The organism is Caulobacter endophyticus (genome assembly GCF_029543245.1).
GTDB classification, from domain to species: domain Bacteria; phylum Pseudomonadota; class Alphaproteobacteria; order Caulobacterales; family Caulobacteraceae; genus Caulobacter; species Caulobacter endophyticus_A.
In genome coordinates this window covers 102,265-116,511 of sequence record NZ_JARQWV010000009.1, presented here as the reverse complement: position 1 = coordinate 116,511, position 14,247 = coordinate 102,265, and the positions used below count along the sequence as shown (strand labels likewise).

Here is a 14,247-nt window from a genome sequence, read left to right as displayed (position 1 = left end):
GAGTCAAGCAGCGACTGGCTTCGACGGGCGTGGCGCGCTAACACCCCGTCATGGCGCGAACCAAGCTGAACCCGGAATTCGAGATCGAAGTCGACGGCGAGACCTATGTCTGGCGGCTGCAACGCACGCCCCACTGGTCCAAGGACCCGACCGAGCGGCACGGCATGGCCATCGCCGTGCACCATGTCGAGGGCAAGCGCGAGGTCGTCATCGAGTTCCCGCCTGGCGAGCAGCCCCGCTACGGCGCGCCGCAGCTGAAGACCGAGCAAGTGCCCAAGAAGCTGGTGGCGACCGCCATCGCCTCGGCGCTCGAAGCCGGGTGGGACCCCTGGTCGCGGGGCAAGCCGGTGATCATCGCCGTGGACGAGACCGGGGGCTGAGGGAACTGCGGGAGGCGTAATCCCTATCTGCCTTCCTGGGCCTTGTGCCCAGGATCCATCGTTCCGCTGCTCAAACCTTTCATGTTCGGCGCTGTCTGAGCCGTGTCCGGCATGGGCCCTCGCCACAAGGGCGAGGGAGGCGGCTTTTATCGGCACACCACGTGTCCTTGCTAAGAGCGAGCGCCAGCCCGATTGACACCCGCCCACCGGCGTTCTCCGATGCTCGCCGTAGAGAGCGTCGCGGGGTTGCATGCAGGGGCAGGTTTCGGAGCCGACGGGCAGTCTCGCCGATGCGCTGGGCCATGCGATGCGCCTGTTGTCGCGTGACCCCGAGCTGGCGCGCGAGCAGGCGCGGGCGATTCTGGAAGCCGTTCCCCGTCATCCCGGCGCGACCCTGATCCTGGCCGCGGCCCTGCGGCTGTCGGGCGATACGGCCGCCGCCCTGCCGGTGATCGACCCGCTGTCGCGAGCCCTGCCCAACGCGCCGGACGTGCAGCTGGAACACGGCCTGGTGCTGCTGGACACTGGGCGCACCCAGGAGGCCGTTGCGGCGCTGCGGCGCGCCACCGCGCTGGATCCGGATCTCGGAGAGGCCTGGCGGGCGCTGTCGGTGGGGCTGACAGTGCTGGGCGATCTGGTCGGCGCTCAGGCGGCCGGCGATCGGCAGGTGCGGGCCTCGGTGCGCGATCCGGCGCTGGTCGCGGCGGCCTCGGCCCTGGTCGAGGGCAGGCTGCCGGAGGCCGAGCACGGCCTGCGGGCCTATCTCAAAGCCCGGCCCGACGAGCCGGCGGCGCTGCGGATGCTGGCCGAGGTGGCCGCGCGCCTGGGCCGCTACGAAGACGCCGAGCGCATCCTGACCCAGACCCTGGCCTTCGCGCCCGGCTTTACGGCCGCGCGGCACAATCTGGCGACCTTGCTCTATCGCCAGAACAAGACCCTGGAGGCGCTGCGCGAACTCGACCTGCTGCAGGCCGCCGACCCGCGCCATCCGGCCTATGCCAACCTGCGCGCCGCGGCCCTGGTGAGGATCGGCGAGTACGAGGCGGCGACGGCGATCTATCGCGAGGTGCTGGCGCGCCATCCGCACCAGCCCAAGGGCTGGATGAGCTATGGCCATGCGCTGAAGACCCTGGGCCGCCGGGCCGAGTGCGAGGCCGCCTACCGCAAGGCCGTCGAGCAGGCGCCGATGCTGGGCGAGGCCTGGTGGAGTCTCGCCAACCTCAAGACCCTGCGGTTCTCCGACGCCGACCTGGCGGTCATGGAGGGTCAACTGGCGAGCGCCGACCTGGGCGACGAGGACCGCTTCCACCTGCACTACGCCCTGGGCAAGGCGCTGGAGGACGCCGGGCGCTACGAGGCGAGCTTCGGGCACTACGCCAGGGGCGCAGAGCTGCGCCGCGTCCAGATCCGCTACGACGCCGACGAGGCCACGGCGCACGTGGCCCGCAGCAAGACGCTGTTTACAAAGGGCTTCTTCGCCGAGCGGCAAGGCTGGGGCGCGGCCGCGCCTGATCCGATCTTCGTCGTCGGCCTGCCGCGCTCGGGCTCGACCCTGATCGAGCAGATCCTGGCCAGCCACTCGCAGGTCGAGGGCACGATGGAACTGCCCGACGTCATCGCCATCGCCAAGCGGCTGGGCGGCCGGCGAGGCGAGGGGCTGTATCCCGAAGCGCTGGCGACGCTGGACGCCGACGCCCTGCGGGCGCTGGGCGAGGAGTACCTCGAGCGCACGCGGGTGCAGCGCAAGACCGACCGGCCGTTCTTCGTCGACAAGATGCCCAACAACTTCGCCCACGCCGGGCTGATCCATCTGATGCTGCCCAACGCCAAGATCATCGACGCGCGTCGTCATCCGCTGGGCTGCTGCTTTTCGGGCTTCAAGCAGCACTTCGCGCGCGGCCAGACCTTCAGCTACGGGCTGGAGGACATCGGCCGCTACTACGCCGACTATGTGGACCTGATGGCGCACTTCGACGCGGTGCTGCCGGGGCGCGTGCACCGGGTGATCTACGAGGCGATGGTCGAGGACCCGGAAGGCGAGATCCGCCGGTTGCTGGATCATTGCGGCCTGCCGTTCGAGGCGACATGCCTGGATTTCCACCAGAACGACCGCGCCGTGCGCACCGCCAGCTCCGAGCAGGTGCGCCAGCCGATTTTCCGCGACGGGGTCGACCAGTGGCGCAACTATGAGCCGTGGCTTGGCCCGCTGAAGGCGGCGCTGGGCCCGGTTCTGACGGCCTATCCCGCCGCGCCTGTTATTTGACCACCGGAAGACGGCGCTGCCGTTTTTGCAACAGTCCGGTGAATTGCGCGGCCGGCGAGCTTTGCCGGATTGTCGGACTCACGACATTGAAAGAACGTCGTTCTCTCTGGGGCCAAGGAGTGAACACGTGTCGATTAGGCGTTCAAAAACAATGCGGTCGGGCCTGCTGGTCACGGCCCTGATGTCGAGCAGCGCGCTTTGTGGGGCCGCGCTGGCGCAGGAAAGCGGGGTCGCGCTGGAAGAGGTGGTGGTCACCGCCCAGAAGCGCTCGGAGAATCTTCAGGACGTGCCGGTCAGCATCCAGGCGCTGGGCCAGGCCAAGCTGGAGCAGCTGGAGGTCGCCGACTTCGCCGACTATGTGAAGTTCCTGCCCAGCGTGTCGTTCCAGGGCTCGGGACCGGGCTTCAACCAGGTCTACATGCGGGGCGTGGCCAGCGGCGGCGACGGCAACCACTCCGGCTCGCTGCCCAGCGTGGGCATCTATCTGGACGAGCAGCCGATCACCACGATCCAGGGCGCGCTCGACGTCCACATCTACGACATCGAACGGGTCGAGGCCCTGGCCGGGCCGCAGGGCACGCTGTACGGCGCGAGCTCCCAGGCCGGCACCATCCGGATCATCACCAACAAGCCCAGCACCGCCGGCTTCAAGGCCGGCTACAGCCTGGAGGTCAACAAGGTCGACCAGGGCGGCACAGGCTATGTGGCCGAGGGCTTCGTCAACCAGCCGCTGTCCGACACCGTGGCCGTGCGCATGGTCGGCTGGAGCAAGCGCGACGCCGGCTATATCGACAATGTCGCCTCGACCCGCACCTATCCCACCTCGGGCGTGACGATCGACAACGCCGGGGTGGTCAAGAAGGACTACAACGAGGTCGAAACCCACGGCGCCCGCGCGGCGGTGAAGGTCGAGCTGGGCGAGAACTGGACGATCACGCCCCAGATCATGGGCCAGGTGCAGAAATCTGGCGGTTTCTTCGGCTATGATCCGGACATCGGCGACCTGAAGGTCAGCCACTACTATCCGGAAAGCTCGGACGACCGCTGGTGGCAGGCGGCGATGGCCATCGAGGGCAAGATCAGCAACCTCGACATCGTCTACGCCGGTTCGTACCTGCAACGCACGACCGACACCGAGCAGGACTACACCGACTACTCGTACTTCTACGACACGCTGTACGGCTATGGCGCCTACTGGACCGACGACGCCGGCAATCCGGTGGATCCGTCGCAGTACATCCAGGGCAAGGACCGCTACAACCGCATCAGCCACGAACTGCGGGTCAGCTCGCCGCAGGAAAAGCGCCTGCGCTTCGTCGCGGGCCTGTTCTACCAGCGCCAGGCGCACGGCATTCACCAGGACTACCAGATCGACGCCCTGGGTCCGTCTCTGTCGCCGACCGGGCATCCGGGCACCATCTGGCTGACCGAGCAGAAGCGCGTCGACCGCGACAAGGCCGCGTTCGGCGAGGTGTCGTTCGACATCCTGCCCAACCTGACGGCCACGGCCGGCATCCGCTTCTTCGAGGCCGACAACTCGCTGGTCGGCTTCTACGGCTACGGCGCGGGCTACGGCTCGACCGGCGAGAGGGCCTGCTTCAAGGGGCCGGTGATCTCCGGCTCGCCCTGCACCAATCTCGACAAGCGGGTGAAGGAGACGGGCAATACGCCCAAGCTGACCCTCACCTACAAGATCGACCCGGCCAAGCTGGTCTACGCGACCTATTCGGAAGGCTACCGGCCGGGCGGCATCAACCGGCGCGGCACGCTGCCGCCGTACCTGTCTGACTATCTGAAGAACTACGAGTTCGGCTGGAAGACCAGCTGGGCCCAGAACCGCTTCCGCTGGAACGGCGCGGTCTATCTGGAGAAGTGGAACAAGTTCCAGTTCTCGATCCTGGGGGCCAACGGCCTGACCGAGATCAAGAACGCCAACGAGGCCGAGATCAAGGGCGCGGAAACCGACCTGACGATCGCGGTGGCCGAGGGCTTCACGATCAACGCCGCAGCCGCCTACACCGACGCCAAGCTAACGGCCAACTACTGCGGGGCCACCGACAGCGCGGGCGTTCCGATCACCGACTGTCCGGTCGGCTCGGCCGACTTCCCAGACGGCCCGCAGGCGCCCAAGGGCACGCGCCTGCCGATCACGCCGAAGTTCAAGGCCAACCTGACCGCCCGCTACGAGTTCGACTGGAGCGATTTCGACGCCTTCGTGCAGGCCTCGGCTGTGGGGCAGACCTCGTCCTATTCCGACCTGCGTACGGTCGAGGCGGGGATCCTGGGCAAGCAGGAAGGCTATGCGACCTTCGACCTGTCGGCGGGCTTCTCGCGCGACAGCTGGTCGGTCTCGGCCTACCTGACCAACCTGACGGACGAGCGCGCCAGCGTCAGCCGGTTCGTGCAGTGCGCCGAGGCGGTCTGCGCCGACAAGGTCTATGTGATCCCCAACCAGCCCCGGACCTTCGGCCTGAAGTTCGGTCAGAAGTTCTGACCACGGACGGAAGTCCGCGTCGCCCCCGCCTCGCGCGGGGGCGGTTGCGCGTCCCGTGCCGGGGTGAAAGCATGGCCGTATGAGTAGTTCGTCTCCCAAGGCCCTGGGCTTCTGGATGTGCAGCGCCCTGGTGGTGGGCAACATGATCGGCTCGGGCGTGTTCATGCTGCCCGCGTCGCTGGCGCCTTACGGCTGGAACGGCGTGCTGGGCTGGATCATCACCATCGCCGGCGGCCTTTGCCTGGCCTTCGTCTTCGCCCGGCTGTCGGCGGCCCTGCCGCGCGAGGGCGGGCCCTATGCCTATACCCAGGAGGCCTTCGGGCGGACGGCGGGTTTCGTCGTGGCCTGGGCCTACTGGATCTCGCTGTGGGTGGGCAATGCGGCCATCGCCACCGGCGCGGTCAGCTATCTGTCCGTCCTGGTCCCGGCCATCGCCAAGACCCCTGGCCTGCACGCCCTGGTCACCCTGGCCCTGATCTGGGGCCTGATCGGCGTCAACTGCCTGGGCGCGCGACTGGCCGGCGAGGTGCAGGTGGTGACCACCGTGCTCAAGCTCCTGCCGCTGGCGGCGGTGCTGGGCCTGTCGGCCTGGCTGCTGGGCCGCGACGGCGCCGCCGCGATCACCGCGCCGCTGGACACTGCGCAGCTGGGCGGACCCGGCCTCGTCGCCGCCTCGGCCCTGACGCTGTGGGCGTTGCTGGGCCTGGAGTCGGCCACCGTGCCGGCAGACAAGGTCAAGGATCCTGCCCGCACCATCCCGCGCGCCACCCTGTTCGGCGCGGCCTTCACCGGCGTCGTCTACCTCTTGGTCTGCTCGGCGGTGGTGCTGCTTTCGCCCCCCGACGCCCTGAAGGCCTCCAACGCTCCGATGGCCGAGTTCATCGGCCGGTTCTGGGGCTCGGGCGCGGCCATGGCCGTGGCCGCCTTCGCCGCTATCAGCGCCTTCGGCGCGCTGAACGGCTGGGTGCTGCTGCAAGGCGAGATGCCCTACGCCATGGCCAGGGGCGGTGTGTTTCCGGCCGTGCTGGCCAAGTCGTCCAGCCGCGGAACGCCGGTGCGGGCGCACCTGGTCTCGGGCCTGTTCCTGACGGTGCTGGTCGGGATCAACTACGCCAAGTCGATGGCCGATCTCTTCACCTTCATCGCCCTCTTGGCGACCACGGCCTCGCTGTTCACCTATCTGGCCTGCGCCCTGGGGGCGCTGAAGTTGCAGAAGGACGGACTGGTTCCGGGCTCGCGCCTGCTGACCGTGGTGGCGATCCTGGCCGGGTTCTACGCGGTCTTCACCCTGTTCGGGGCGGGCAGGGAGGCGGTGATGTGGGGCCTGGTGCTGCTGGCGGCCGGCCTGCCCGTTCATCTTCTGATGCGCCGGACGGCGCGTGCTTGAGGACTTGCCGATGATCCCACGCCCGATCCTGGCCGCCGGCGTCGCCGGCCTGGCTCTGCTGGCGGCCGGCTCGGCCCTGGCGCAGGTCTCGTACGTGCGGGCCGGCAGGCTTATCGATCCGGCGGCGGGCAAGGTCTCGACCGACCGGCTGATCCGCATCGAGGGCGGGCGGATCACCGCCGTCACCGCCTGGACCGGCGCTCCGGCCGACGGCCCGGTGGCCGACTGGTCGAAGCTGACGGTGCTGCCCGGCCTGATCGACATGCACACCCACATCGTCGACCAGGAGCAGACCGAGAACATCGCCGAGCCGCTGCTGACCACGGCCGCCGAGCAGGCCTATATCGGCGCGGCCCATGCGCGGGCGACCCTGATGGCCGGCTTCACCAGCGTGCGCGATGTCGGAACCTGGCGGGCGTTCGGCGACGTGGCGCTGAGGGACGCCATCGACAAGGGTCTGGTCCCCGGGCCGCGTATGTCGGTGGCCGGGGCCTATGTGACCACGCCCGGCGGCGGCGGGGAGGTGACCGGCATCGCCGCCGATGTCGGCATTCCACCGGAGATGCGCCGGGGCGTCGTCGAGGACGTGGCCGACACCCGTCGCAAGACGCGCGACATCCTGGTGCACGGCGCCGATTTCCTGAAGCTGATCGCCACCGGCGCGGTGCTGACCGTCGGCACCGAGCCTGGCCAGCTGGAGCTTTCCAAGGAGGAGATCGAGGCCGCCGTCGAGGAGGCCGCCAAGCGTGGGACCTACGCCACGGCCCATGCGCACGGGGCCGAGGGCATCAAGGTGGCCGTGCGGGCGGGCGTGCGCTCGATCGAGCACGGCTCGCTGATCGACGACGAGGGGATCGCCCTGATGAAGGCCAGGGGCGCCTGGCTGGTCGCCGACATCTACAACGGCGACTATATCGACGAGATCGGCACGAAGAACGGCTGGCCGGCCGAGACCCTGCGCAAGAACCGCGAGACCACGGACGCGCAGAGGGAAGGCTTCCGCAAGGCGGTGAAGGCCGGGGTGCGCATCGCCTACGGCACCGACGCCGGCGTCTATCCGCACGGGCTGAACGCCCGGCAGATGCCCTACATGGTCAGGTACGGCATGTCCCCGATGCAGGCGATCCAGTCGGCGACGACCAGCGCCGCGGCCCTGATGGGCAAGGAGAAGGACGTCGGCTGCGCCCAGGCCGGCTGCTACGCCGACCTGATCGCGGTGGCGGGCGATCCGCTGGCCGATGTCGGCGTGCTGGCCGACGTGACCAAGGTCATGAAGGGCGGAGTTATCTACAAGGGCGGAACCTTGCCGGAGAATTAGCCATTTCCCGGCTGGCCCGGCGCGTGCATTGTGCGGCGCAACTTGATGTTGCTGTGCAGCATTGAAACAGCTGTCGCGAAGCGCTCCGTGGGGGAAAGCTGGCGTCAGCGCGATGCCGAAGGAGCCTCCCCATGGCCGACTCGAACACCTACTACGTCCGTCCCGTCGCCGGCGTCTGGCACGTGACCTGGAACGACTCGCCCGACCTGATCAGCTCGTGCCCCAGCCAGCACGAAGCCGTCGCCCTGGCCCAGCTTCTGGCCCGCCACATGACCAGCCAGGGCCGCACGGCCCAGGTCGAGGTGGCCGAGCCGGAACTGCGTCGCCCGACCTGGGGCCGCAAGGGCCTGGCGGGCGCAGCCGCCGCCGCGGCCTGATCTTCGCATTCGAATCTAGGCCGACTTGAAGCCGCTCCGATCCGTCGGGGCGGCTTTTTCTTGAGCTGTTTCAGCCCAGCCAGGCGCCGGCTGCCGTCTCCAGCGCCCTCACGGCCTCGGCCGGGGCGAAGGTGCTGGGGTCCAGGCACAGCTCCAGCCACAGGCCGTCGACCATGGCCGTCAGGGCGATCGCCGCCAGCCGGCGGTCCTTCGCGCCGCAGTCGGCCAGCAGGGTCTCCAGCCGGGCGCGATAGGCGGCGTAAGATTGGGCGTGGATGGCGGCGATGCGCGGCTTGGTCTTCACCAGGCCCCAGAAGCCGATCCAGGCGGCCAGCAGGTTGGGATCCAGCACCGGCGGCGCGAAACTGGCGGCCAGATAGGCCGACAGCCGCGCGCGGGGATCATTTGCGGCGCTCGCCACCGCGGCTTCCAGCGCCGCGTCGATCCGCTGGTCCACCGCCTCGTAGGCGGCGGCGATCAGGTCGTCGACGCCTTCGAAATAGTGCCGCAGCAGTCCGGCCGAGACGCCGGCCTCGGCGCAGATCGTCCGCACCGAGGCTGCGGCCACCCCCTCGCGGGCCAGCACCGCCTCGGCGGCGGCGACCAAGGCCTGTCGGCGGACGTCGGGGGCTTCGCGGGTGAAGGGGGCGCGCAAGGTTTAGCCCTCCCCCTTGATGGGGGAGGGTTGGGTGGGGGTGGTGCGGCCTAACCGCCGTGTCACCCCCATCCCCAGCCCTTCCCCCATCAAGGGGGAAGGGGGAAGAGTGCTCGCGCCCATCACCACCCCTCCGGCGGCCGGGGCAGCCGGCTCTCCGGGATCAGCGCCCGCAGCTTGCGCCCGAAGCTCCTCAAAGACACTTCGCTGGTCGCCAGCGGTCCGGCGGTGAAGGTGCGCGAGGCCATGCCCTGCTGGACGCGGGCGACGAGTTCGGTGTCCTCGGCGTTGACCTGGCGATTGATGCGCCAGTTCAGGTATCGCGCCGCCTTCATCTCGCGCCGCTCGTCGGGCAGGGCGTAGGCGATCTCGCGGATCATGGTCCTGCCGGCCGAGACCGGGATGAACTGCATGAAGTCCACCTGGTCGGGATAGATGTCGAAGGCGAAGTTCGGCCAGAGCTTGAAGTAGGTCCACAGCCGCTTGCGATCGTCCGGCAGGTGCGGGACGTCGGGCAGGATGTCCTGGTAGAGGCGCTCGGACGGGTTGTTCGACGGCTCGTCGATCAGCTGGCCCCACATCTTGTCGACGTAAGTTTGGGCCTCGACGCCGTAGCCCTTGCCGAACAGGCGGGTGAGGCCCGGATGGGCGACGGGGATGTGCAGGCCGTCGGAGTAGTTGTCGCTGATGTTCTTCCAGTTGACGTCGCGGGGCCGCAGGGTGACGCGGCCGAAGGGCTGCAGGTCCTCGAACCGGTAGTGGGCGACCTCGTGCTCGTAGGGCGCCATCATCTCGGCGACGCTGGGACCGTCACCCTCCAGCCTTACGAAGACGAAGCCGCGCCATATCTCGGTGTCGAGCCTGGCCAGGCCCTCCTTGGCCATGTCGAGCGCGGGGTAGTCGTCGCGCATCGGCACGCCGATCAGCCGGCCTTCCAGGTCGTAGGTCCAGGCGTGGTAGGGGCAGACGATGCGGCCGCAGCGGCCGGTGGGGCCGTCCAGCAGCCGCGCGCCGCGATGGCGGCAGACATTGGCGAAGGCCCGCGCCCCGCCGTCCTTGCCGCGCACCACGACCAGGCTCTCGCCCACGAAGTCGAAGGTGTGGAAGTCGCCGGCTTTCGGAATGTCGTTGAGGTGGCAGACGATCTGCCAGGACGGCCGGAAGACCTTGTCCTGCTCCTCGCGGAAGAACCGTTCGGAGCCGTAGATCCAGCCGGGCAGGCCCCAGTCCGAGAGGGGGTCGTGGTTGGAAATCATGTTCATCCCAGGGCCTCTCCAGCCAAGGCGCGATCCCTCCCCCTTTGATGGGGGAGGGGCAGGGGTGGGGGTGACAGCGTGTCCGGAGGGGGCGCGGCCGTTGCGACGTCCAGCGCCGGGGTCACCCCCATCCCCGGCCCTTCCCCCATCGAGGGGGAAGGGGGCGCAAACCTCTTCATCACCGCCCCACGACCGCTAGCTTCACCGCCGTGGCGAAATCCTTGTCGCGCAGGATTTCGCGGGCGGCGTTGCGGCCGGGATTGCCCGAGACGCCGCCGCCGGGATGCGTGCCCGCGCCGCACATGTAGAGGCCCTTGATCGGCGCGCGGTGGCTGGCGTGGCCCAGCAGCGGGCGGGCGGCCCACAGCTGATCCAGGCTCATGTGGCCGTGCATGATGTCGCCGCCGATCAGGCCGAACTTTCGTTCGAGATCCAGCGGCGACAGGATCACGCGGCCCAGCACCGAGGCCTTGAAGTTGGGGGCCCACCTGTCGACCGTGTCGATGATCAGATCGGCGGCGGCCTCGCGCTCGTCGTCCCACGAGCGACCCTCGGGCAGGGTGGGCGCAAACTGCTGGCAGAACAGGCTGGCCACGTGCTGTCCGGGCGGGGCGAGGCTGGTGTCCAGCGTCGAGGGGATCAGCATCTCGACGATGGGCGCGCGGCTCATGCCGCCGGCCTTGGCGTCGCGATAGGCGGCGTCCATGTAGTCGAGGCTGGGGGCGATGACGATGCCGCTCTGGTGATGCTCGGCGGCGGCCTTGCCGGGCAGGGACGTGAAGTCCGGCAGCTCCGACAGGGCGACGTTCATGCGGAAGGTGCCCGAGCCGTTCTTGTAGCCGTCGATGGCCTTGCGGAAATCGGCCGGCAGCGCCGAGGGCGGCACGAGTTTCCTGTACAGCAGGGCCGGATTGACGTTGGCGCTGACGATCGGGGCCATGATCTGGCGGCCGTCGACCAGCTGCACGCCCACGGCCTTCGCGCCATCGACATGCACGGCCTCGACGGGGGCGTTGAGCAGGATCTCGACCCCGGCCTTCTCGCAGGCCTTGGCCATGGCCTGGGTGATCGCCCCCATGCCGCCGACCGCGTGGCCCCAGGCGCCCTTCTTGCCGTTCACCTCGCCGAAGGTGTGGTGCAGCAGCACATAGGCCGAGCCGGGCGTGTCGGGGCTGGCGTAGTTGCCGACCACGGCGTCGAAGCCGAAGGCGGCCTTGACCGGCTCGCTCTCGAACCAGCCATTGAGGAAATCCCGCGCGCTCTTGGTGAAGAGGTCGAGCAGATCACGCTTTCTCTCTCGGGAGAGCATCGCCAGGCGCCCGCCCTGGCGCAGGGCGCGCAGGATCCCCGGCAGGCCGTCGCCAAGATTGGGCGGGGTCTCCTGGGCCAGATCGCGCAGCACGTCGCCGATCTCGTCGAGCATGGCGTAATAGGCCGGAAGGATCTCGGCGTCGCGGCGGCTGAACTTGCGGAACTCGGCTTGGGTGCGTTCCAGCCCGCCGCCGAGCTTCAGATACTTGTCGTCGCTGATCGGCAGGAAGTTGGAGATCGGCCGCTCCAGAAAGGTCAGGCCAAAGCCGTGCAGGTCCATGTCGGCGATGACCCGGGGATTGAGCAGGCTGACCGTGTAGCTGGCCACCGAGTTGCGGAAACCGGGATGGAACTCCTCGGTCACCGCCGCCCCGCCGACCACGCCGCGGGCCTCGCAGACGGTGACCTTCATCCCGGCCCTCGCCAGATAGAAGGCGCAGACGAGGCCGTTGTGGCCTCCGCCGATGATCACGGCGTCACGGGTGTTGGTCATCGTCTCTCTCCCCAGGAGGCGGCTGGGGAGAGGTTGCTATACGAGTGTAAAATAGTCCAGCGCCCCACCAGAAACCTCTCCCATAGGGAGAGGGAGGGGCCCGCTGCGAAGCAGTGGGAGGGTGAGGGGTTTCAGATTGCCGGGTTTTTGTGCGGGATTCAGAGGTTCCGCCGGCAAGCAGTGAAACCTCTCACCCTCCCGCGCCTGCGGCGCGGGCCCCTCCCTCTCTCGAAGAGAGGGATCTAGTTTAGTGCTTTCCGCGGTCGCGGCCGAAGTTCGGCTCTGCGCTTTCCTGGCCGGCGGCGACGATGCCGCGACGGATGGCGCGGGTGCGCGTGAAGTGGGCGTGCAGGGTGTCGGCGTCGCCCCAGCGGATGGCGCGGCTCATGGCCTGCAGGTCTTCGGTGAAGCGGCCAAGCATCTCCAGCACCGCGTCCTTGTTGGCCACGAAGATGTCACGCCACATGGTCGGGTCGCTGGCGGCGATGCGGGTGAAGTCGCGGAAGCCCGAGGCCGAGTACTTGATGACCTCGTTCTCGGTGACGTTCTCCAGGTCGGCCGCGCTGCCGACGATGGTGTAGGCGATCAGGTGTGGCAGGTGGCTGACGACGGCCAGCACCAGATCGTGGTGCTTTTCCTCCATCAGCTCGACCTGGGCGCCGAACGAGCGCCAGAAGGCCGACAGCTTGGCGACGGCGGCGGCGTAGGCCTCGTCCTCGCGGTCGGCCAGCGGGGTCAGGATGGTCCAGCGGCCTTCGAACAGCTCGGCGAAGCCGGCGTCGGGACCCGACTGCTCGGTGCCGGCGATCGGGTGGCCGGGGATCGGGAACACCTTGGCCAGCTCAGGCGCGCGGAAGGCCTCGGCGATCGTGGCCTTGGTCGAGCCGACGTCGGTCAGGGTGGCGCCCGGCTTCATGTGCGGGGCGACGGCGGCGGCGACGTCGCCGATCGACAGCACCGGGGTGGCGATGACCACCAGGTCGGCGTCCTTCACCGCCTCGGCCAGGTCGCCGGTGACATGGTCGGCGAGGCCGATCTCCAGCGCGCGGGCGCGGTGGGCCTCGCTGGCGTCGGCGATGGTGACCTCGCCGACCACGCCGTGGGCGCGGGCGGCCAGGATCACCGAACCGCCGATCAGGCCGGCGCCGACGACGGTCATCTTGGGGTAGAGCAGGCCGGTGGGGCTCATCGGTTCATAAACTCCGCCAGCAGGTCGACGACCGCGCGATTGTGCTCTTCGCGGCCGATGGTGATTCGCAGGGAATTGGGCAGGCCGTAGTTGGCGACGGCGCGGACCAGATAGCCCTTGCTCGCCAGGAAGGCCTCGGCCTCCAACGCCGTCCTGCCTGGCGCGGTCGGGAAGTCGACCAGCACGAAGTTGGCGGCCGACGGCGTGACGGCCAGGCCAAGTCCGCCCAACTGCTGGGCCAGCCAGGGGCGCCACTGCTCGACCAGGGCCACCGAGGCGGCCTCGAAAGCGCGGTCGGCCAGGGCGGCGATGGCGGCCTCCTGGGCGGGGATCGAGGTGTTGAACGGCGGACGGATGCGCTCGATCGGCGCGATGACGCCCACGTCCGCATAGCCCCAGCCGACACGCAGGGCGGCCAGGCCGTGGATCTTGGAGAAGGTGCGGGTGACGACGACATTGTGCGTGTCGCGCGCCAAAGCCAGGCCGTCCTCGAAGCGCGGGTCGGTGCAGAACTCGGCATAGGCGCCGTCCAGAACCAGGATCACCGACGGCGGCAGGGCCGCGTGCAGGTCGCGGATCTCCTCGCCGGTCAGCCAGGCGCCGGTGGGGTTGGCGGGATTGGCGACGAAGACGATGCGGGTGCGTTCGTCCACGCACTTGACCATCTCCTCGATGTCGATGGTGCGGTTCGGCTCCGGGGCGAAGCGAACCTCGGCCTGGCAGGCGCGCGCGCCGATCGCATAGGCGGCGAAGCCGTGCTCGCCCTGGACGATGTTGTCGCCCGGCTCGAGATAGGCCTGGCACAGCAGGGCGAAGATCTCGTCGCTGCCGTCGCCGAAGGTCAGGCGCTCGGGCTCCAGACCGTAGCGCTCAGCCACGGCGGCGCGAAGGCCCGAAGCCTTGCCGTCGGGATAGACGTGCAGCCGGTCGGCGGCGTCGCGATAGGCGGCCTTGGCCTGCTCGCTGCAGCCCAGGACGTTCTCGTTGCTCGACAGCTTCACCGGATGGGCGATCCCCTCGACCTTCGACTTGCCGCCCACATAGGCGGCGATGTCGAGGATCCCCGGCTTGGGCAGCGGGCGGGGCGAGGCGGAGCGGTCGGAAGCGGTCATCACGGGTCTCGG

Annotated in this window: 11 protein-coding genes; 6 read left to right on the top strand and 5 right to left on the bottom strand. The window is 69.0% G+C overall.

All coding sequences use genetic code 11. The features are described 5' to 3' along the window. Positions 1–50: 50 nt before the first annotated feature. The 6 genes from P7A99_RS10520 to P7A99_RS10495 all read left to right on the top strand — a co-directional run bounded on the left by P7A99_RS10520 (position 51) and on the right by P7A99_RS10495 (position 8,219). A complete protein-coding gene (locus P7A99_RS10520) occupies positions 51–380 on the top strand; it encodes a hypothetical protein (RefSeq protein WP_277793835.1) in 330 nt (109 codons plus the stop codon). Positions 381–630: 250 nt separating this feature from the next. Next, positions 631–2,643, top strand: coding sequence for a tetratricopeptide repeat-containing sulfotransferase family protein (locus P7A99_RS10515; RefSeq protein WP_277793834.1), 2,013 nt, complete (start codon positions 631–633; stop codon positions 2,641–2,643). 151 nt (positions 2,644–2,794) lie between these two features. Continuing rightward, entirely contained in the window at positions 2,795–5,137 is a 2,343-nt protein-coding gene (locus P7A99_RS10510; RefSeq protein ID WP_277793833.1) for a TonB-dependent receptor, read from the top strand. Positions 5,138–5,216: 79 nt separating this feature from the next. Further along, positions 5,217–6,524: an APC family permease gene (locus P7A99_RS10505; protein WP_277793832.1), complete on the top strand. Its 1,308-nt coding sequence runs from the start codon at positions 5,217–5,219 to the stop codon at positions 6,522–6,524. A 10-nt stretch (positions 6,525–6,534) separates the two neighbouring features. Next, positions 6,535–7,842: a metal-dependent hydrolase family protein gene (locus P7A99_RS10500; RefSeq protein ID WP_277793831.1), complete on the top strand. Its 1,308-nt coding sequence runs from the start codon at positions 6,535–6,537 to the stop codon at positions 7,840–7,842. A gap of 131 nt (positions 7,843–7,973) precedes the next feature. Then, on the top strand, positions 7,974–8,219 hold the full coding sequence (locus P7A99_RS10495; RefSeq protein ID WP_277793830.1) for a hypothetical protein: 246 nt from the start codon (positions 7,974–7,976) through the stop codon (positions 8,217–8,219). Between the two features lie 70 nt (positions 8,220–8,289). On the opposite strand, the gene P7A99_RS10490 is transcribed toward P7A99_RS10495, so the two are convergent. The 5 genes from P7A99_RS10490 to hisC all read right to left on the bottom strand — a co-directional run bounded on the left by P7A99_RS10490 (position 8,290) and on the right by hisC (position 14,235). Further along, positions 8,290–8,874, bottom strand: a complete 585-nt coding sequence (locus tag P7A99_RS10490) for a TetR/AcrR family transcriptional regulator (RefSeq protein ID WP_277793829.1) — start codon at positions 8,872–8,874, stop codon at positions 8,290–8,292. Positions 8,875–8,996: 122 nt separating this feature from the next. Then, positions 8,997–10,136, bottom strand: coding sequence for an aromatic ring-hydroxylating oxygenase subunit alpha (locus P7A99_RS10485; RefSeq protein ID WP_277793828.1), 1,140 nt, complete (start codon positions 10,134–10,136; stop codon positions 8,997–8,999). A 172-nt stretch (positions 10,137–10,308) separates the two neighbouring features. Then, the gene (locus tag P7A99_RS10480; RefSeq protein WP_277793827.1) at positions 10,309–11,934 is read right to left on the bottom strand and encodes a phytoene desaturase family protein; all 1,626 of its coding nucleotides are present in this window, start codon (positions 11,932–11,934) and stop codon (positions 10,309–10,311) included. Between the two features lie 247 nt (positions 11,935–12,181). Then, positions 12,182–13,123 (bottom strand): prephenate/arogenate dehydrogenase family protein, encoded by a 942-nt coding sequence (locus P7A99_RS10475; protein WP_277793826.1) that lies wholly within the window; start codon positions 13,121–13,123, stop codon positions 12,182–12,184. Next, complete coding sequence (hisC, locus tag P7A99_RS10470; RefSeq protein WP_277793825.1) at positions 13,120–14,235, bottom strand: histidinol-phosphate transaminase; 1,116 nt, start codon at positions 14,233–14,235, stop codon at positions 13,120–13,122. Before hisC ends, P7A99_RS10475 begins: the two co-directional genes overlap by 4 nt. Positions 14,236–14,247: the final 12 nt, after the last annotated feature.